A 20,529-nucleotide genomic window follows, 5' to 3' on the forward strand; every position below is an offset into this window, starting at 1 on the left:
AGGCTAATTGTTGGGCCAAGGCCCAACCTACGACGTAAGGGGGATGCGATTCACAGGTCCATCATAAGCTGGTTGTGCAGGCGTTCTTTTTCCTCGCTGCTGAGCACCTTTCCGTTGTCTGAAGAAATGTAAAACGTATCCTCAGCCCGTTCACCTGCTGTGGAAATTTTTGCACTGTGCAAATGAATATTCTGAGCGGAAAAAATACGGCTCACCCTTGCCAGCAAACCGGGCTGGTCAGCGGCCACCAAAAACAGGCAGGTGAGATTGCTTTCGTCATTGTCGATGAGTGAAATTTTTGGCTTAAACTTAAAATGAGCCTGAGCGCGTGACAATCTTTGTTTGGTAATACCAGGCAGCTCACCAAAAGTACGCAGTTGCCGAATCAAAACCTGTTTGATTTTCCCGGCCCGGGTCTCGTCCAGAAAGGCCTGATTTTTCTCATCCAGAATAATGTAGGTATCAATATCGAATTGATTATCACAGGTCAGAATGGTGGCTTCCTGAATCGTAACGTGCTGATTACTCAAAACCGTGGTGCTGATGGCAAAACGATCATCACGATGTGGCATGTAAATCAAAACCTCCGTACCGCCCTGACTGTGATGCGGCGATATAAGTACCAGAGGGAAGCTTTTACAGGAGAGAATGGCCTTGCTGTGCCCGGCAATCATATCTGCCGACTCATGCAGGAAATATCGACTTTTAATTCCCTGCCATAAGGCATTTATCGCATCGGGATCATAGCCCTCTTTTTGTAACAGCATCATCGCTTCGGCCTGTTTTGACTGAATTAAGGCCGACTCGTCCAGGCGTGATTTTTTTTCCTGCTGGGCGCGTTGTGTGGCATTGTAGAGTTCTTTGAGTAAGGAGTCTTTCCAGCTGGTCCACAGCGTCAGATTGGTTGCGCAGATATCTGCAACTGTCAGCAGATAAAGGTATTCCAGATACCATGGTTCGGGCAGCAGACTGTTGAATTTATTAATGGTTTTCGGGTCGTAAATATCCTGACGCTGCGCGGTCTGCGACATCAACAGATGGTGCCTGACCAGCCACACTAATAAATCAGAATCCTCCTGGCTTAAATGATGGCGCGTGGCAAAGGCCAGTGCTTCCTCGGCTCCCAGTTCGGAATGATCGCCGCCACGCCCTTTAGCAATGTCATGAAACAAGGCGGCCAGATACAGAATATCCCGTTTTTTCAGACCGGCCATAATGCGGGCAGCCAGAGGAAACTGTCTGGTGTATTCCGGATCCAGAAAACGTACCATATTACGAATAACAAACAGGGTATGCTGATCGACCGTGAAAATATGGAATAGATCATATTGCATTTGCCCCGTGACTGCTGCAAAACAATCCAGATATCGTCCAAGAATGCCGTATTTGTTCATATAATGCAGCGCTTCATAGGGATTGCTGCCCACGCGAAACAGGTCGATAAAAACGCTCGTAGCGGCGGGTGAGGCGCAGAATTCCCTGGTCAGCAGTCCTTCATGCTGACGAAGCAGACGAAGGGTAGCCGCCTGAATGGCACGAATGTCAGGACGTTTGGCAATCCATAAAAACAATTCCAGCAGGGCAACCGGATTACGTGGGAACACATCGGGGTGTCTGACTTTGATTTCTTCGTTTATCAGTTCAAAGTTATCATCAAGTTCCGTGATTTGCTGACGGCTCCTGCCGATGAGGGCTTCGGAAAATCCCTGCATGAGCAGATCGGTCAGTTCACGGCTTTGCTTTATCACCTGAAAATACGACTTCATATATTGTTCAATAGCCAGTGAGTCCTGGCTGTCAACAAACCCAAACAGTGCGGCAAGAGGAACCTGATATTCAAAGAGCAATCGATCTTCACGCTTTCCGGCAAGCATATGCAAGGCAAATCGAACCTGCCATAAGGCATGCTGGCAGCGCCTTAACTCGTCATGCTCCTCCTTGCTTATCAGGGTCTCTGGATCACCGGTGCCGGCAAGATAACGCTGATGGATAGTAAGCACAGCCTGAAGATCGCGCAGCCCTCCCGGGCCCAGCTTGACGTTAGGTTCCAGATTGTAGGCGGTTTCGCCGTATTTGTGATTGCGTGTCTGTTGCTCCTGCAGCTTGGCAAGATAAAATTCAGCGGGACTCCACATCTGTGCTGGCTGTATCAGGTCCAGGAGCTGCGTCATGAGTCGGCTTTCACCGCAGATCAGGCGCATGTCCATCAGGGTTGATATCACGCTTATATCGCCTGCAGCCAATTGCGCGCAGCTCGTAGCAGTGGTCAGCTGGTGGCTGATATCCAGACCAATATCCCAGCAATCCTGAATAAATGCCTGCGCCTGATGTAAATCAGAATCCGTGCATGTTTCGTCATGGAGTATCAACAGATCAATATCAGAATGCAGCATCAGCTCTCGCCGCCCATATCCCCCGACTGCGAGCAGAGAGAATGCCTTTTTGTCAGCAAGCCCGTTTTTTTGGAATAAATTAATGAGCAGCTCTTCGATATATCGATTAATCGAGTGGCTGTATTGTGTTATATCAACTGTAACAGAAAAGTGCTGGATCAATTCATCCTTGAACTGTTTTAATCCGGATTTGATCTGGGTATTCGTACGATTCATTTGTGTGTCTTCAACAGGGTGCCATCCGGATCAGCCTGTGTCCCGCGAGTGATGCGCCAGACACAGGGATCAATTGCTGCTACTTCGTGCATGAGCAGCTGGCATCTTTAGCGTCAGCCTTGCTCTGCAATTGCTTCATCAGCTCCTGGTATTGCTGCTGCTGTTGTGCCGTCAGCACATGATAAATCTGATTTTTGGTCATGATACGGTTTTTCATGATTTTACTGTACAGGTCGGTTTTTTGTTTAATTAAGGCATCGAGGCTGGCTTCGTCTACTTTATCAGATGTGGTCATGCTGTTGATTTGTACAGTGATCTGGCCCATCTGTTTCCAGTAATCCTTGATAACCGGCCTGGCCTGAGCCTTGATAGCCTTGATTTTAGCCTGTTGATCGCTGCTCAACTGCAGACTGTTCATCATTTTCTTCATGGCATGTTTACAGGAGCAGGTGTCTGACTTATCTGAATCAGCGGACACAGACGGCGACATGACGAGGGTAAGCAGAAGCAGAGGCAGCAGAGCTATTTTCTTTATCATGATAGGTATCCTATGTTGTTTACAGTTTAAAACCCAGTTTATGTGCGTTCTCAAAACATATTTTCTTCATCGTTTTGTCAGGCAGGGCGCAGCCACGAATAAAATCCATGGAAGATTTCAGATTTTCATACGGATGATCGGTAGCCAGCATTACCCGATCCTCCCCCATGACCTGAATAGTATAGTCCAGTGTCGCTTTTGAGAAGCGGCCACTGGTTGTGACATAAACATTATTCAGCAATACCTCTGACGGTGTTTTCCTGATGTCAGGTCGCTGCTCAATAAATCCTGGCAAAACCGAAATATTGGGGTTAGTGTACGCCCAGTCTATTCGATCGGGAATAAGGAAAGGCAGTGTTTCACCCAAATGCCCCAGAATAATCCTGAGATTGGGAAACCGGTCAAATACACCTGCGCAAATCATCCTCATCAGACACAGGGATGTATCAAACTGAAAGCCCAGAGCAGGTCCCGCCAAAGAAAAACCGTACTTACCGAACTCACGTGATAAGGGCGTGGTCGGATGCAGATAAATGGGTATGTTCATCGCTTCAGCGGCTTCCAGCAAGGGCCAGTAGCGAAGGTCATCAAGGTAATCGTCTTCACCAAAATTTGAGTGCGTCAGCCAGCCGACAAGCCCCAGCTGTGTGACACAACGCTCCAGCTCGCTTACTGCATTGGCCACCTCGTAAGGCGCCAGAGTGGCGAATCCCATAAAGCGGGCAGGGTGCTTTTTAATCGTTTCGTGAAGGTGATCATTCAGGTCTCTTGCCATGCTGGTCACCGCGGCAAAATCGGGCGTGCATTCATCAATACCGGGTGATGAGAAACTCAAAACCTGAATATCCAGCCCGGCTTCGTCCATCAACTGGATACGTTTATCACCCAGGTCGCAGAGCAAATCCATAAAATGCTGGTCATGAAACAGGGTAATCTGATCCGTAAAACGTAGATTATACGTGCCGGGCAGCCTGCCACGCTCCATACGGGGGTACTGTTTTCTTGATTCCAGATAATCAAACGCAGCCTTGGTATAAAAATGGGTTTCAAGATCAATCGTTTGCATTTACACCGTCCCTGTAAAATATTTACCAGATTATAGTGGATAAGACCAAACTTGTCATTGCTGACAGCAGCCGATTATGGTATAAATAACGCGCTTTTAACGACACACACGTTTCGTCACGTAAGGCGGGGTCCCAATTCCGGGTGCCTTATGGGAAGCGTGGAGGCATAACCCTGGAGATGAAGTAATGAATGTAAGTATGCGTGACCTGCTCGAAGCTGGTGCTCATTTTGGCCACAGAACCCGTTTCTGGAATCCTAAAATGGCTGAGTACATTTTCGGCTCAAGAAACAAAATCCATATTATCAATCTGGAAAAAACACTGCCTATGATGAATGACGTAGCAAACTACGTTGGCCGTCTGGCATCTAATAAAGCAAAAATTCTTTTCGTAGGAACCAAGCGGGCGGCTCAGGAAAGTATCCGTACTCACGCCAAGCGCTGTGGTATGCCTTACGTTGATCACCGCTGGCTGGGTGGCATGCTGACTAACTATAAAACTGTTCGTCAGTCTATTTTCCGTTTGAAAGAACTGAAAGAGCTGCACGAAAAAGGCGGCTTTAACGGCATGATTAAAAAAGAAGCTCTGATGTTAACCCGTGAGCTGGAAAAACTGGAACGTGGTCTGGGTGGTATCGAGCACATGAACGGCCTGCCTGACGCTCTGTTCGTTGTTGACGTTGGTTTCGAGCACATTGCTGTTGAAGAAGCCCGCCGCCTGAAAATCCCGGTTATTGGTATCGTCGATACAAACAACAGCCCGGACAATATTGATTACGTTATTCCTGGTAATGATGACTCCATGAGAGCTGTTGATATCTACGTTCGCTGCGTAGCCGATGCGATTCTGGACGCGAAACACAGCAACACCGTTGGTGGTTTCGGTGCCGATGCTGAGTTCGTCGAAATATCTGTTACCGATGAGAAGGAAGACGGCAAAGCGTCTGAATAATCAATTTTATTTTGAAAGGGGTCGTTGTTTCCATTTAGACGAACCCTTTTTTTTTGGAGAAATAACGATGTCAACTACGATTAGCGCTGCGCTGGTAATGAAATTACGTGAACGAACAGGGGCCGGCATGATGGAATGTAAAAAATTCCTCGTTGCAACCAACGGCGACATAGAACTGGCAATATCTGAAATGCGTAAAGCCGGTCAGGCAAAGGCTGATAAAAAAGCGGATCGAATTGCAGCGGAAGGTGTGGTTGTTATTGCACGCTCAACCGATGGTCGTTCAGCCGTTATTGTTGAAATCAACAGCGAAACTGATTTCGTCGCACGTGATGAAAACTTCACGACATTCGCCGAGCGGGTAGCGGCAACCGCGCTGTCTCATGCTGATGTGAATGATATTGACGCATTGTCCGGTACAACACTGGAAGGCACAGGCAATTCAGTAGAGCAGGCACGTCAGGAGCTGGTTGCCAAAATTGGCGAAAACATCAAGCTGCGCCGTATGGAGCGCGTTGTATGTGATGGCGTGGTAGGTGCTTACCTGCACGGCTCACGGATTGGTGTCATCGTGGCTCTGAAAAACGGTGATGAAACACTGGCTAAGGATATTGCCATGCATGTTGCTGCCAGCCGTCCGATTGTTATCAACAGCTCACAGGTTCCTGCTGACGCAATTGCCACCGAGCGCGATATTTTCACCGCCCAGGCTCGTGAAAGCGGCAAGCCACAGGAAATCATTGACAAAATGATCGAAGGCCGTATCAACAAATTCATCGATGAAGTCAGCCTGATGGGTCAGCCCTTTGTTAAAGATCCTAACAAAAAAATCAGCCAGCTGCTGAAAGAAAAAAATGCTGATGTCATTTCATTCCTGCGTTTTGAAGTAGGCGAAGGCATCGAGAAAAAAGAAGATAACTTCGTTGAAGAAGTTATGGCACAGGTACGTGATTAATGACAACAGATAACCAGTTCCCACTGAAATACAAACGTGTTTTGCTTAAGTGCAGTGGCGAAGCATTAATGGGCAATGCGCAGTTTGGCATTGACCCATCCGTTCTTGATAAAATTGCCAATGATGTTGCCGAATTAATCAGTATGGGTGTTGAAGTTGGGCTGGTTATTGGCGGCGGTAATCTGTTTCGAGGAAAAGCCTTGTCCAAGGCAGGCCTCGGACGGGTTACCGGCGATCACATGGGTATGCTGGCCACCGTAATGAATGCGTTGGCCCTGCGTGACGCCATGGAACGTATTGATTTACCCGCCCGCATCATGTCAGCCATTCCGATGCTTGGTGTTGTTGATCCGTACCATCGTCGCAAAGCCATTCAGCACATGCGAGACAGACACGCCGTAATTTTTGCAGCCGGCACAGGAAACCCTTTCTTTACAACGGATACGGCGGCCTGTCTGCGAGCCATTGAAGTTGGTGCCGATGTCGTTCTTAAGGCAACGAAGGTGGATGGCGTTTATTCGGACGATCCCGTTAAAAATCCGCACGCAACCCGATATGATTATCTGACCTATCAAAAAGTGCTGCTTGATGGTTTACAGGTCATGGATGCCACAGCAATCTGTCTGTGTCAGGAACATGGCATGCCATTGCAGATTTTTGACATGGCAGCGCCGGATGCCCTGCGCAAGATAGTACTGGGTGAACGTGTTGGAACGATAGTAGGAGCAAATCATGATCAATGATATTAAGCAAAACGCTGAAAAGCGCATGAAAAAAGCTGTTGAGAGCCTGCAGCATGAATTTGGTAAAATTCGTACTGGCCGTGCCAGTGCCAGTTTTCTTGACCATGTTCAGGTTGATTACTACGGCAATTCAACGCCTTTAAGCCAGGTAGCCAGCGTTACCTCAAGCGATTCGCGTACATTACTGGTTACACCTTGGGAAAAATCCATGGTAGCCGCCGTTGAAAAAGCCATTCTGAATTCTGGCCTTGGTTTAAACCCGTCTACAGCCGGCAGCGCTATTCGCGTCCCCATGCCGCCTTTAACGGAAGAAAGACGTAAGGAACTGATTAAAGTGGTGCGAGCTGAAAGTGAACAGGGTCGTGTGTCTGTTCGTAATATACGCCGCGATGCCAACAATCAGCTCAAGGATCTGGTTAAGGATAAATCCATTTCAGAAGATGAAGAACGCCGTGCCAACGATGTGATTCAGAAGCTGACAGACAAATATATTGCAGAAGTAGATGCAGCCCTGGCTGTAAAAGAAAAGGATCTGATGGAAATTTGAGGAGCTTCGACAGGCCTCAATCCATCTCAAGAGCTGAAAAATCACATATGAAGTTTTTTAAATTCAGCTTTCCCCTGACTCTTGCGACAGGGGTTCTTACGACAGGGGCTGCCTATGCAGCCCTCAGTCAAAAAGATAAATCATCCCCATCTCAGGCATCCAGGTTTTCTACTGGCGTTCGATACATTTATCATCCTTTTATGCATCCTTACAGGCTGCCAGAAGCCGAAGGCAGACTGGAACCGTCCACCAGCACAAGCTCACCATCATCTTCATCATAACGAGTGTAGTGATCCGGTGTTCGCATTTGTTCCAGCAGGGCTCGTCGCGTATCGGCGTGAAAGGCGGCTTTTGCAGTTGCCCATCCAGATGTCATCCATCCACGGCTGTAACCAAGTGTTGGCGCATAAGCCAGCACGGCAATAAATGTCTTCAGTAATCCTGCGACCAGTTGTAATGCCGGATATTTTATCTCCATTTCATTGGCCAGGTTTTCCAGTTCAAGATGACTGTCACTGCCCGGATTACAGATCAAATCGTCCAGTACGCTCACTGTTTCGAGTAATAATCTTTTACCGCTGACCCCCTGAGCAAGCTGAATATCTATTTGTGCCAGTATATTTAATGCCTTTCTGATCGCCGGCCCCTGCATAGTCTGCAGCCGGAAACGGGTTTGCTGGATGCGGCGCGTCAATAGCTCTTCAGTCCGTGCATGAGGGCAGTTAGCATCACGCCATCGAATCAGCCATAAGATGTCAGGGTTCTGGGTTAACCTGTTGTACCTTGGTTCGATGTAAGCATCGATGGCATTCCATATGATATTTAAGTGGCTGTTAATCCCGCGGCCCTTAACCATGGCCGGTGCCGCATGCAAGGCGCATTCAAACTCTTCGCGGCTCAACGGTGCGTCATGTCTTATTGAATTCATCAGATTGAAATACGCAGACGAGATCCCGCCACGGTCGATAGCGTCCTTGCAGGAGAAGTTGTAATAATGCGGGGAAAGGGTGTTGATGATATGATTGGGAAGCTCGTATTTGATGAAATCCACCCAGATAGCCTGCTTTAATGCAAAGCTGAGAGGCTGGCTCAAATCTCGTACCCCCATGGTTCGGAAACTGTTTGATAGTAAGTGCTCGAATACCCCGCGGTTTAACCCTGCAGCCTGCCTGACAGCCTTGCTGATACGAAAATCATGCTCACGATTATCCTGACGGGTAATGCGCAGAAATTGTTTATACACCCCTTCGGCACTCAGCATCGGTCTTGTCTGGCTGTAATGGTTTCTGTTCATCAGCCCTTTATCAGCGGGCAAGGTAATAACCGCAATGTTGGGATGCCGCATTTCCAGATCATGCAGTGATTTTGATAAACGGCTCTCCTTATTGCCCTCATAATCCGCAGCGGATCGGTGCAGTCCGAGATTATTGAAATAAACATGCGTATGTGACTTGTGTTGGCACTGCGCATTTCTTTGGGAAATATTGTGTTGGGCTGTTAAAAACAGTTCGAACAGAGGGTTGACCCGCTCTTCGCCGTGATGGCGCTCGCCCTGTGTCGCTATGCGCAGCTCAATCGAATTTGTGTCATGCCGGTATTCGTAACTTCGCCTTGTAGGCAGGTTCGTTTCAAGCTGAGGCTTAAAGTCATCGGCAACCATGGTAGTAAAACGCCCAATATTACTATCGTTGTCGGCAGGAGATTTATAGCCCCGCTCTCTGGCTGATTCCGAATCTGCCAGCCAGGAAGAGATGGCCGACTCGGTTTTTCTACTGACCGGCCGTTTGGTCATGGGTATGTGTTTGATTTCATCAAAAGTGAGATGAAGATTATTGTTATCGTTGTCGTACAGCGACAGGATAAAATAATCAATTTCCGCCTTGACATCATCCCCCTCGAGACGAATCCACTCTTCGATAATATCCCGGAGATTGTTTTCCAAAAAACCCATTAAATCCCGGTAAAGGATGGCATAGGGAACGTCAGCATGGTTGGTGCTGTCTTCATACAGAGCGCGCAATCGGTCCGCAATGCTGTCTGGCAGTCGTGAAAAAATAAAAGCCGGTATGCTGGTCTTTAGGCTCATCAGGTAGCGATAGCAATTGAGGCGGTGCAGTTCAGAACTGCTGATTTTCAGTTTATTATCAGTATGAAACGGCATAATGAGCTCGTTATGAAGACTACTGAACTGTATTTTAACACAAATGCTTAAATTATTATCTATTTTTTAGAATAGTTTGCAAAATCCTGTTGCAGATTAAATTTATTGTAACTATAATTTAATTTGAAAGGGGGACGCAATGAACTCATTAATTAATGCCACGCAATCGGAACGAAGTGCTGTTCTTACCAAGGCCTTGCTGTCTCTGGTTGATTTTTACCATTTATCTGGCAAGGATCTGGCTGAAATTATTGGCATCAGCGAGGCCAGTGTGACACGTCTGTATCAAGGCAAGAAATCCATTTCCCCTGATACCAAAGAAGGCGAACTCTGCCTTTTGCTGCTGAGGCTTTACCGTAGCCTTAACGCAATGGTTGGCAACAATCATACCAAGGCCCGTCAATGGCTGCAAAGCCCTAACCGCTATTTCGGCAAGCCACCCTTTGAAGCAATCAAAACGGTTACAGGACTGGTTGAAACCGTTAATTACCTGGATGCGATGCGTGGGAAAATATGAGTATATGGAATGAATGCAAGGGTGAACGGCATGTTCGTGCGCTGAATCTGTCTCCCTGGCGGGTTGTTGAAGCTCAGCACATATTGAGCTCACGTGATTTGGTCGACAGCAACGAAGAACATGATTTACTCGAGTCCATGCTCGAAGAAACTAAGCCTCAGATTGAAAAAGAAAAAGGCTATTTAATTTTCACACCGTTTCGATACCCACCCTTGAAATACGGCTCACGTTTTGGCTCCGTAACAGAACCCTCGCTTTGGTACGGTTCGCTGGAACTGGAAACCGCCTTTGCCGAAACCGCGCATTATCGACGCCTGTTTCTTAACGACAGCTCAGCCGACCTGGGGTATATCGAGCTGGTAATCACGGCTTTTCGTACCTTTGTTCAAACGAAGCAGGGGATTGATCTCAGCCGTGAACCTTTTGCAGACTATACGGACAGACTCTCAGCAAAAGAAACCTGGCGTTACAGTCAGGCTATCGGCACACAGATGAGAGAAGCAGGCATTGATGCGTTTCTGTTTTATTCTGCACGAAGTGAGGAACCTGCCCTCAATATTGCTGCGTTTACACCCGCTGTATTTTGTATGAAAGAAAACCAATACGTCAGTAATCTGCAAAACTGGCAATGCATCGCTAACCGCGAGGTGGTTGAGTTTGTTCGCTCGGGATTTGTGGGTGAAAAACGTTATCATTTCAGAGCGGCTGAATCTGCGATTCTGATGGATGAATGCCCATAACAGTTGTGTTAATATCCGCCATCCATAATTGAGGGGCCGGATTCATGAAAAAATCTGCAACACTTATTTTTCTCTTTGCGTGTTTGATATCAAATATTGCCTGGACCGTTTCAAATAAAACAGTCGATATTCTGGCCCATGAGTTCATGCAGGAAAATCAGGTAGAAGGGATGTCGATTGCCGTTATAGACAAAGGCAGGACACGCATCTTTAATTATGGATTTGCGGACGCACCCGGAAAAACACCTGTCACCAACGACACCATCTATACGATCGCATCTTTTACAAAAACCTATACCGCTACGCTGGCTGCCGTTGCTTCGGTTGAAAATAAACTGAATCTCGATGAGCCCTTTATCAGGCATTTTCCGGATCTCAACAATGACAGAAATCTGGGCAGCATCACAATCAGTCAGTTATTGGGGCACGTATCTTCATTTCCTTTTGATTTTGAACCAAGACCACAGAATTATACCGAGCTGGTCGCCAGCCTGAATCAGTACGACCGCAAAATAGAGCCTGGCAGCGAGTATGCCTATTCAAATGCCGGCATAGGTACCGTAGGTTATGTTTTACAAAACGTTTACTCTAAAAACTACCAGGATATTTTGAGAGACAGGATTTTGCGTCCATTAAATATGAATTCAACCTACCTGAACGTACCGGCAGAAAAAGAAAAACTCATCGCCCTGGGTCATGACAGCAGCAACAATCCCGTGCCGTATAACAGTAAAAATACAGGGGCCTGGTTTGCCGCGGCCTCATTGAAATCAACCATTTCAGATATGGCAAAGTATATGAATGCTCATATTAACCATGAAACCCTGCAGGATAAAACACTTGCTCGAGCCATACCTATCGTGCACCAGAATAAATATTGCTTTGCTGATAAGCTCGCCTGTGAACAACTCGCCTGGCAGGCGCATGTGATTTCACAGTTGAGCAACTCGATTGGAGATACGTATTTTATTGACTACGATGCGCAGGGATTCCCGCGTTTTGATAAAAAGAAAATCGTAGAAAACAAAGACTTCGACAAAAACAGGCAGTTTATTGATAAAACCGGTTCAGGTTATGGTATGTCGGGTTATATGGCTTACATTCCGGCTGAAAAAGCTGGGGTAGTCATCCTTTTAAACAAAGATGTGGGCAACGAACGAATCAGACTTGGGCGCGCTATTTTGAGCAGCCGGCAGGGTAGGTAAAGTAACCCTTCACACCTGCTTACCACGTTTTATACACGGTAAGCAGGAAGGGGACATTGAATTGTCAACAGCCCAAGATCTATGTTAATTAATCCTGGAGTTTTTATGCCATATGTAAGACCGTCCTACCAAGAGCTTAAGCAACACGCACAGGAATTGCATCGCTTACATCGCGAATATGTTATGAATTTTCAATATGCAAAGCTACAGGAAACTGTCCGTACCTTATCGGACAGACGCGTGAGCGTTTTACCTCCGTGGAACTTATCCGCCACGCCAACCAATTTCAGAGTCTTACTTGGGGCGCTATTGTATAAACATGATAAATGGGAAGCGGAGCGACAGTACGCTGAAAAATTACTCACGTCTCGACGCTTGCGAAGTAATTATTATATGCCTGCCCCGCGCAGCTCCTTCAGCATTATTAGTGAATTTCTTGATACTACAGAATCAAAGAAACCAGGCGCGGATCTTATCATTACCTGTTGTGGCGAATATCAAAATTATCTCGAGGAGTTATTGATACAAACAGAAGATAAATCAACCCGTCAGGATATAATTGCTGCCATTGAATACACTCGCAGGATGATTCTCTCGGCAACAAAGGAGCGTGCAGGTGAACCGAATGATTATATAGCCTTTATCCAGTCGGTTTGTCAGAACCTGGTTCGGCTTGAAGTTGAGACAACCTGTGTCATAAAAGAAATGGCCTCTCATGCGGCAACTCAGTATAACGAGCAGGAAACCCTGGATTATCTCGAACTGCTGAATTGTCTTAAAACATTAAAAACAACAGAACTGATCAGTTCTTTCATAGAGCAGCGTATACTTCCACACATTGCAGATCAGAAGAAGTGGCAGCAGGGTGCTGAAGGTATAATTGATACTTACTGTAAATATGCACTGATTGGCGCCTGTTTTCTGTGCCTCGATCACAATAATCAACACCGACATGTTTCGGCCTTTTCCAGCGAATTATCCAGAATGCTGAGGATCAATTGCTATAATCCACGGGACGCTGATACCAGTACAGTGGCAATAACGGCGCTTTGCTATTTTATTGACTACCCGGCAGAGTTTTCTCTGAATTACAATGCATTTAAGTCAGCAGACAGATTTCGTTGCGAATACAGAGACTATTTCTACCCCTGTGAAAAAGCCAGTTGTTTCATTGAAAGGCTCATCCCACGCGATGCAAGCCAACTACATGAATACGTTTCAAACATCATATCGAATAAAGGGGTTTCCGGGCTATGTTTTGAAAATGTCAGTCTGGGAAAATCTATTGATGAGCAACGGCTGCAGTATTTAGTTGATTTTTTGAATGCCAGGGGAAGGCCAATTGACCATTTTCTCGCTGGACTTCTGATTGAGGATCGTATTCCCGGTGTTATTGAGGAGAAGGACTCGCCTGAGGCGTATTGGGAAAAGCGTGTTCACGATGCCATCAGTATGTATGCGGCGGCCGCAGCGGACAAAAAACTGAAACCCGTGGTCGATTTCATTTTATGGGAAATAAAAACCACCACCGAATTTCCATCCGTCTCTGCACGACTGGGTCAGTATGAATTAATCCCGTCAATAGATTACCTTCCTTCACGTGGTTTTTTCAGCAAAGCCGCGCCCGTATTGCCAGACCTTCATCGAACCTTGTTCTTCAAACCTGCCGCAGCGCTCCTTGAGCAGGTAGACGGGCAAACCCCATTGGTGAGCGCTGTATTTTAAAACATCACCTATGGTAATTGACGTAGTCTAGTGTCTGGACACCCCAGTTAAGTAATTATCTCTTAAACTGGAGTGTCCAGACATTAGACCACGTCATTCATGAAAGGTAATATAAATAAGGTAGATTGCTATGAGTGCATCAAGACAGGCATTAGATAGGCTAAAGTTATTTTTGGTATCGCGGGGAGTAAAAGAGCCTTTTGAGGTAAGACTTGATATTGGCTTAAATAAATTTATCGAAATAGCATTTTTCAGTACAGAATGCGCCTTAGGTAACCAGGAAGTGGTATCGCGTATATTTGATTCTTATCACCCTATTGCCTTAGTGTTTAAGAATGACCCTTTTTTAACAAAGCCAAAGATTAAAACATCGTTATCATTGGATAAGCTTGACAGTTTTTTAAATCAGGCTGAGCTGTTATTTCCTTCATGTGAAACCACAATGCCCGTGCCTTCCATCTTGCAATCGCCCAGTCCAACGTCAACGCATTCAAGCTACTCATCCTCATCCTCATCCTCATCCTCAACTCCAGCGTCTTCCTCCTCTCAATCCGTGTTATCATATTTTCCGCGCGGCCAGGATTGGTTGATAAAACGCATGCATAAGTTATATTTCGCTACAGCCAGCAAATCAGGCATCGGGAGAGGCATTTGTTTTGGATTTAGCAGTATGTGGATGTCGGCTTTTATTCAAGGCGAGGCTGCGTTTTCCGAGTTTAACCAGAGGTTGCGATTAATTATCGCTATTCCTGCAGATGAAATAGCAGAACGCGTTGAGCGATCTAAAAAAATAGTTGCAACCATTGTTGCTGATGTAAAAACAGAGCTCCAGGCCCTTTCCATTGATGAAGAAATCAAGGCAATGGGATTGCAGGAAAAAATTAATGGAGAATTGAAGAAATTTAAGAAACAATTTTTAACCCGGGAAGTGTTGGAATCGGCTTTACTCAACCCAGTCATCGTTGCGTCCAGGGATAGCTGGATAGATGGGCTTTCTGAAGAAGATATGGAAAATGAAATTGCAGAAAGGGGGTTGCTTGCAAAATTGGAAGAGCGGTTTTTTCATATTAAACAACAATGCGTAATTGACGAAAAAGTATCGCAGGAATTAACGGAAGAAGATCGTTTGGTTTTAGATATACTGCCTTTTTTTGAGGGAATAATCATGCATCATAAACCGGAAAAATTTCCTAAAATATTTCCGGAAATATTTAGACAAGATATAGAAAAAACCATACCGTTAATGATGTCGACATCGCTTGAAAGAGAGGGAGGCATTGAAAGCATATCAAGTTTTTATGGCATATATACTAAAACAGAGTTACTTAGTTATTTTAATATGCTGCGTACAAAACTGGACAATATGAGTCCTCCTCTTGACCAACCGATTGTATTGTTTTTGGGTAATATAACTCACCTTATCAGTGTTGGGTATAATCCTGATAAAGGAGACTGGACGCTATGTGATATAAATGGCTACAACGTAGTAACAAAATCGGATGAATTGATTGCCTCGGAGGTTAGGTCAAGTTTTTTTAACGATGAAGACACCAAGCCAACTATGTTTTCAACCGATATTTATGTGAAAAACAATGACAGGAAAAAATCAGAGAAGTGGGCGCGATGTATCGCCGAGTGGACAAGTAGTCCATCGATGCAGGAAATCAACAATGTGTCAGCTAAAGCCGGATTGACAGATATAAAAGGAGCTTCGCTGTTGCACATGGCTGCTCGTACAGGAAAGCTTGATGACGTTATTATTTTGCTTGAAAAAGGCGCAAATATCGACCAAGTGAGGTCTGGAGTAACGCCACTGGGTGTGGCTTGCGGTCATGGAAATGTTACTGTCGTCCAGGCTTTATTGAATGCCGGAGCATCGTTTTCGATGTATTCAGGTGAACTTCTGATAGCGGATAGAGCAGGACATATGGAAATCGCAGGACTCATTCGAAGCAGGGCAATTCAGGCGCAGCGATCACAAAAGGACTTTCAACGATATGGTTTATTTTCCTCTAACCCAGGTTCGAACAGGACGTTTTCTATAGTTCATAAATTGAATAAAGCGATAAAACAAGCAGGGATTTCCTATAGTAGACGCTTTAATGAAAGGACAGGTGTTATTGAGTTTATTGTTGATGGAAAACTTGTTAATGATTTCCCTTCATTTCTAAAAAATGGAGAGCATGCTCAACTGCTTGGAAATGGTGACTACCGTTTTCGCATGACTACAGATAATGTCGAGTTATGCCATGAGTTCCTGGATTTTATCCAAGTGGCTGTCAAACCAGCCGTATTACTGAAATCTATGGAGGCGGCACCGAGTCCAACCATCAGGAGACCTTTGGAATGGGAGTTGGCTTTGAGAGACCGAAAGGAGCAACGTAGGGGTTCGGGAGGAAAATTTCCATTTTAGGCGCGCATAACCGGCATCCTGTTCCCCTTTCAGGTCGCACCCGGGGCTCTTCTGGGTGCCGTTTGAAGGACATCCTTTGTATGCTGATTGCTTTCAGATCGGCGTGATGTTTCAGAAAATATGGAATGTGTAACGGATGAGGATGCCTTAGGGGAATGATGAATTTCAGGCTTCATTGTCAACTGTAATTCCAGACTTTCAACTTTTGATTGCAATGTCTGTATCTGTTTTTCCAGGGCTTGAATTCTGCTTTCATAAGATGAATCCGGACTGGATGAGCCTGTATTGGATAAGCTTATTTTTTCCTCAAAGTTAGCGGCTGCTTTTACTACGACTTCAGGGAGTTCCTGTTTACCTGCCGAGACACACATATCAATGCAATAACTAATGCGATCTATATCTGATTTGTTTTCAAGGACGGTGCTTAATAATGCAATATTCTCATTGGTAGCCAGGGTATATATGGATCTACTGTCAGTTTGTACTACATCCCGAAATAAACAGGCTGCAAGAAGAGGGCGATCCTTTTTAAGCAAAGCCATACCGGCATGATATAAGATGGCTGTACTTTCCTTTGATAACATCAAAACACGAGTTAAAAACTGGGTAAGGGGTTGTGCGGTAAGGTCCTTCTCCATTTGTTCGATTAGTATTTCATTGGCATGCAGATTGTCACTTGTCAGGCTGGCATTCAGACAATGAGTGTAAAATCTGGCTTGCAATTCGGGATTGCCTGCTACCTCCTCAGGAGTTCCCAGACGTTTTGCCAATAACAGATGATACCGGGTTATGCAGGGTGGATAGGGTTGCCTATCCAATATTTTATGCAATATAGCGCATAAACTATCAACTATAGATGACGCTCCAAGACTGTCGAACCGCTCTGCAAGGTGCATTATCACATTCACACCATAATGTTTATCGCAGACAATCGATATAAGGTCCTCCTCATCCACACTTTGCAGTATGTCCTGCAAAAATGGATTATCAAGACGTGTTATCCCCTTATCGCCGGAGCGCAGCATGTATTGCAAACATTTTATTTTGGCTGCCAGGGGAAGGCCAATTGACCATTTTCTCGCTGGACTTCTGATTGAGGACCGTATTCCCAGTGTTATTGAGGAGAAGGACTCGCCTGAGGCGTATTGGGAAAAGCGTGTTCACGATGCCATCAGTATGTATGCGGCGGCCGCAGCGGACAAAAAACTGAAACCCGTGGTCGATTTTATTTTATGGGAAATAAAAACCACTACCGAATTTCCATCCGTCTGTGCACGACTGGGTCAGTATGAATTAATCCCGTCAATAGATTACCTTCCTTCACGTGGTTTTTTCAGCAAAGCCGCGCCCGTATTGCCAGACCTTCATCGAACCTTGTTCTTCAAACCTGCCGCAGCGCTCCTTGAGCAGGTAGACGGGCAAACCCCTTTAGTGAGCGCTGTATTTTAAAACATCACCTATGGTAATCATTGACAAACCCTGTCTTGTCTATAAAATAGCCACGACGAAAATTTATCCAATTGGAATTTAAAGGAGACGATGTGTTTAGTAAAATCCTTCCGGAAGACATTATAGCGATGGTTGAGCGCTTCAAACGTAATAACAGGTTTTCATTTTTTTCCGAGGTTATTAATCCTGATGCAAGGGCATATCAGGCCCTCGTAAGTTCCAGGGAATATCGGGATTTAGTAAATGGATATTTTACTTACCGCGGTGATGGATGGACACGTGGCAGTAGTTACAAGGCAAGGGTTGATATGGCCCGTGGAGACATTGCATCAATTGAAGCAGACAGCGAAGTTCGATATGACACGACAATCGCCAGGAAATTAGCTGAAATACATGAAGCTCACTGCCAGGAGCAACCAGGTCCATTTTGTAATGAAATAGCGTCAATGCTCAAAACATTCGATGAATTCATCACAGATGATGCAGAAAGATGTGCCATGGCGGTGATGAATAACGGCGATTGGGCCTGCGGTGGCGGTGTAGCTTCACGTTATGATGTAACGCCTGTTACAGAACGTTCACGATTTACGCCAGGATAAGCTTTAGATTCTGGGTCAATCTGCACCCCGCTGCCACCATGGCAACGGACACGTAGCCCGGATTAGCGCCAGCGTAATCCGGGAACAGGCCAGAAACGAGTAACCGTACCGCGATGACCATGGCGTCCCGGATTACGCTGGCGCTAATCCGGGCTACAATAGCTAATCATCTATGTTAATTAAATCAGTCTGCTGGATTCTGGAGATATTTGATTATTTTCATCGAGGACAGACGCTCGGTTTTTATGGTCGAAGAACGTCCGGCTTATGAGGCGAACCCGCTCATTGGCCTGGTTTTTTGATAAAGCATCCGCAACACCGAGAGCTATCATGGGCGGAGTGCCTGCTGGCAAGGTAAAAAACTGCAGGCTGTTCATCCGGAACACAGCTTCTAATACGTCATCTTCCTGGGCTGTCTCAAATCTGGCGCAATGATCAAAATTAATATTTGAAACACCGGGCCTCGCTGCCAGAGCCTGTAGAATATCAAGCAGGCGGGCAGGGGATATGTCTGGATTATCTGAAAGTGAGAGCGTGGCAAGGGGCCGTATTTTCCTTTGAATGCCACTGGCAAGATAACGGGCATGTTCATCTGTAAGGCGCGATGAAATCAAAAACAAACGCTGCAGCACTGATTTTTGAGGAATCAGGCGTTTTAATGTCGATGGACTGGAGAGAGACAGATCGACACCTTCCAGATCCAGCTCCAGCAGTGTTTCCTTTCGTGCCCGGCAAATGGCGGCCAGTTGCCGCATCGCGTCTGTATGCCCTATGGCATTAAAGCTTAAATCGAGATGATTCAGATTGCAGCAGGTCTTAAGTACATCAAACTCATCCAGCCGGGTCAGCCCCGTGGCTGACAGGAGGATTTTCTGCAGAGTCGGATTCGCAGGCAGGGAAAAACGATCGTTGAGTGGGATACCCGTGAAATTGAGAAAGGGATAGTATTCGGCCATATTTTGATAATACTGCGAACGTATGCGCTTGTTCACGGTAAATACCTCGGGGAACAGGCCGGGATTACACCATTCTTCGATTGGCCCCAATAATGGCTGGAGTGGGCGCGACTGCGTGGAAAAAAAACGTAAAGCGGATAAAATGGACATTAGTTATGCTTCGCTTCAAACGAGTAACTTATTCTAAAGAGATACGTTTAATATCGTGTCCTTTTGCTCTTGTCAATAGCGCTCATCGAAAGAGCGGGATCGATTAACATCATTGCTCAATTTAAATATTGCCGTTAAAATTATCACAGGTTTCGGGCAGGGTGGTATATGAAAAACAGCGGATTTGTAAAAGGGGCACTATGCCTTATATTTGCCCAGACAATGGTCAGCATTAATATCGTCACGTCTAAAATCATTGTCGGTACCATTCCTGTTCTGTTGATGCTGCTGATCCGCTTTGCCCTGGCAAGCCTCGTCTTGCTTCCTTTGCATTGGCTGAGTCCCGCTAAAAACGAGTCAATTAAAACGCACTTTTCACGCCTGGGCCGCCGAGACTGGGGCTTTATTATCGCCCAATCGCTTTGTGCAGGCCTGTTGTTTAATACCCTGATGCTCACTGGCCTGAATTACACAGATGCCAATCTGGCAGGTATTATTACCAGTGCCTTGCCAGCCATCATAGCACTCATGTCCTGGCTGGTTCTGGGTGAAAAAATATCAGCTCAGAAGGGGCTGTGTGTTGCCTTTGCCTGTCTCGGGCTGATGATTATTGCCGGCGACAAACTCAAGGGAAGCACCTACGCTCATTCATTTTTAGGTGATTTTCTTGTGTTACTGTCGCTCTTTCCGGAAGCAACATACTACATATTATGCAAACTCTATACGAACAGGCTTCCGCTGTTTTTAACGTCGTCCCTGCTCAATGGAATTAATGCCATTTTGCTTCTGCCGGTTTTGTTTTTTATTAACCACTCTGTGTTCGACATTCCTCTTACAGGCTGGCTGATTTTACTGCTGGTTGGTCTCGGTTCTGGATTGTTTTACGTATTCTGGTTTATTGGCGCCAGCAAGGTCGATGGTATTATGGCGTCTTTATCGACCGCCGTAATGCCCGTTGCGACGGTGATTCTTGCCTGGCTAATCCTTGGCGAGCAGCTCACGGTCTGGCAGTTTATTGGCATGGGAATGGTCGTGTTTTCCATCGTGCTTTATGCCCGCAACTAGAGCGCCGAAAGGATAAAGCAGTAGGTTGGGCCTTGGCCCAACCTACTGTATATCAGGATAATTGCAATGAATATTGATTCAAGCGCCAAGATCTTGAGCAAATCGAAGCATGTATCCATCGGGATCCAAAACTACAAAA

Annotated in this window: 18 protein-coding genes; 12 read left to right on the forward strand and 6 right to left on the reverse strand. The window is 45.9% G+C overall.

The window, feature by feature from the left end; all coding sequences use genetic code 11:
* Nucleotides 1-50: 50 nt before the first annotated feature.
* The 3 genes from glnD to ACQUTA_RS04135 all read right to left on the reverse strand — a co-directional run bounded on the left by glnD (nt 51) and on the right by ACQUTA_RS04135 (nt 4,213).
* Nucleotides 51-2,609, reverse strand: coding sequence for a [protein-PII] uridylyltransferase (gene glnD, locus ACQUTA_RS04125; protein ID WP_444986935.1), 2,559 nt, complete (start codon nt 2,607-2,609; stop codon nt 51-53).
* A 79-nt stretch (nt 2,610-2,688) separates the two neighbouring features.
* Nucleotides 2,689-3,147 carry a Spy/CpxP family protein refolding chaperone gene (locus tag ACQUTA_RS04130; protein WP_444986936.1) on the reverse strand — a complete coding sequence of 153 codons (459 nt, stop codon included), beginning with the start codon at nt 3,145-3,147 and terminating at the stop codon, nt 2,689-2,691.
* 19 nt (nt 3,148-3,166) lie between these two features.
* The gene (locus ACQUTA_RS04135; protein ID WP_444986937.1) at nt 3,167-4,213 is read right to left on the reverse strand and encodes an amidohydrolase family protein; all 1,047 of its coding nucleotides are present in this window, start codon (nt 4,211-4,213) and stop codon (nt 3,167-3,169) included.
* Nucleotides 4,214-4,400: 187 nt separating this feature from the next.
* Here ACQUTA_RS04135 and rpsB point away from each other — a divergent pair, with 187 nt between their 5' ends.
* The 4 genes from rpsB (at nt 4,401) to frr (ending at nt 7,410) form a co-directional block, all read left to right on the forward strand.
* The gene (gene rpsB / locus ACQUTA_RS04140; protein ID WP_444986938.1) at nt 4,401-5,165 is read left to right on the forward strand and encodes a 30S ribosomal protein S2; all 765 of its coding nucleotides are present in this window, start codon (nt 4,401-4,403) and stop codon (nt 5,163-5,165) included.
* Nucleotides 5,166-5,232: 67 nt separating this feature from the next.
* Nucleotides 5,233-6,120, forward strand: coding sequence for a translation elongation factor Ts (gene tsf, locus ACQUTA_RS04145; RefSeq protein WP_444986939.1), 888 nt, complete (start codon nt 5,233-5,235; stop codon nt 6,118-6,120).
* The gene (gene pyrH, locus ACQUTA_RS04150; RefSeq protein ID WP_444986940.1) at nt 6,120-6,863 is read left to right on the forward strand and encodes a UMP kinase; all 744 of its coding nucleotides are present in this window, start codon (nt 6,120-6,122) and stop codon (nt 6,861-6,863) included. Before tsf ends, pyrH begins: the two co-directional genes overlap by 1 nt.
* Nucleotides 6,853-7,410: a ribosome recycling factor gene (gene frr / locus ACQUTA_RS04155; protein ID WP_444986941.1), complete on the forward strand. Its 558-nt coding sequence runs from the start codon at nt 6,853-6,855 to the stop codon at nt 7,408-7,410. The genes pyrH and frr overlap by 11 nt, the downstream gene beginning before the upstream one ends.
* A gap of 208 nt (nt 7,411-7,618) precedes the next feature.
* On the opposite strand, the gene ACQUTA_RS04160 is transcribed toward frr, so the two are convergent.
* Nucleotides 7,619-9,571, reverse strand: a complete 1,953-nt coding sequence (locus ACQUTA_RS04160; RefSeq protein WP_444986942.1) for a hypothetical protein — start codon at nt 9,569-9,571, stop codon at nt 7,619-7,621.
* Nucleotides 9,572-9,710: 139 nt separating this feature from the next.
* Between ACQUTA_RS04160 and ACQUTA_RS04165 the strand changes: the two genes are divergently transcribed.
* The 5 genes from ACQUTA_RS04165 to ACQUTA_RS04185 all read left to right on the forward strand — a co-directional run bounded on the left by ACQUTA_RS04165 (nt 9,711) and on the right by ACQUTA_RS04185 (nt 16,171).
* Nucleotides 9,711-10,088 carry an antitoxin Xre/MbcA/ParS toxin-binding domain-containing protein gene (locus tag ACQUTA_RS04165; protein WP_444986943.1) on the forward strand — a complete coding sequence of 126 codons (378 nt, stop codon included), beginning with the start codon at nt 9,711-9,713 and terminating at the stop codon, nt 10,086-10,088.
* Complete coding sequence (locus ACQUTA_RS04170) at nt 10,085-10,828, forward strand: RES family NAD+ phosphorylase (protein WP_444986944.1); 744 nt, start codon at nt 10,085-10,087, stop codon at nt 10,826-10,828. The genes ACQUTA_RS04165 and ACQUTA_RS04170 overlap by 4 nt, the downstream gene beginning before the upstream one ends.
* A 44-nt stretch (nt 10,829-10,872) precedes the next feature.
* The gene (locus ACQUTA_RS04175; RefSeq protein WP_444986945.1) at nt 10,873-12,033 is read left to right on the forward strand and encodes a serine hydrolase; all 1,161 of its coding nucleotides are present in this window, start codon (nt 10,873-10,875) and stop codon (nt 12,031-12,033) included.
* Between the two features lie 105 nt (nt 12,034-12,138).
* Nucleotides 12,139-13,758, forward strand: a complete 1,620-nt coding sequence (locus ACQUTA_RS04180; protein ID WP_444986946.1) for a hypothetical protein — start codon at nt 12,139-12,141, stop codon at nt 13,756-13,758.
* Nucleotides 13,759-13,888: 130 nt separating this feature from the next.
* Nucleotides 13,889-16,171 carry an ankyrin repeat domain-containing protein gene (locus ACQUTA_RS04185; protein ID WP_444986947.1) on the forward strand — a complete coding sequence of 761 codons (2,283 nt, stop codon included), beginning with the start codon at nt 13,889-13,891 and terminating at the stop codon, nt 16,169-16,171.
* 29 nt (nt 16,172-16,200) lie between these two features.
* Here ACQUTA_RS04185 and ACQUTA_RS04190 read toward each other — a convergent pair whose 3' ends face one another.
* Nucleotides 16,201-17,196: a hypothetical protein gene (locus tag ACQUTA_RS04190; protein ID WP_444986948.1), complete on the reverse strand. Its 996-nt coding sequence runs from the start codon at nt 17,194-17,196 to the stop codon at nt 16,201-16,203.
* Between ACQUTA_RS04190 and ACQUTA_RS04195 the strand changes: the two genes are divergently transcribed.
* A complete protein-coding gene (locus tag ACQUTA_RS04195) occupies nt 17,195-17,620 on the forward strand; it encodes a hypothetical protein (RefSeq protein WP_444986949.1) in 426 nt (141 codons plus the stop codon). The two genes, ACQUTA_RS04190 and ACQUTA_RS04195, sit on opposite strands and share 2 nt — an antisense overlap.
* 92 nt (nt 17,621-17,712) lie before the next feature.
* Nucleotides 17,713-18,219 (forward strand): hypothetical protein, encoded by a 507-nt coding sequence (locus ACQUTA_RS04200; protein ID WP_444986950.1) that lies wholly within the window; start codon nt 17,713-17,715, stop codon nt 18,217-18,219.
* Between the two features lie 179 nt (nt 18,220-18,398).
* On the opposite strand, the gene ACQUTA_RS04205 is transcribed toward ACQUTA_RS04200, so the two are convergent.
* On the reverse strand, nt 18,399-19,325 hold the full coding sequence (locus tag ACQUTA_RS04205) for a leucine-rich repeat domain-containing protein (RefSeq protein ID WP_444986951.1): 927 nt from the start codon (nt 19,323-19,325) through the stop codon (nt 18,399-18,401).
* Between the two features lie 168 nt (nt 19,326-19,493).
* Here ACQUTA_RS04205 and ACQUTA_RS04210 point away from each other — a divergent pair, with 168 nt between their 5' ends.
* Nucleotides 19,494-20,390: a DMT family transporter gene (locus ACQUTA_RS04210; RefSeq protein ID WP_444986952.1), complete on the forward strand. Its 897-nt coding sequence runs from the start codon at nt 19,494-19,496 to the stop codon at nt 20,388-20,390.
* Nucleotides 20,391-20,529 lie beyond the last annotated feature (139 nt).

Source organism: Legionella navarrensis, from assembly GCF_052527415.1.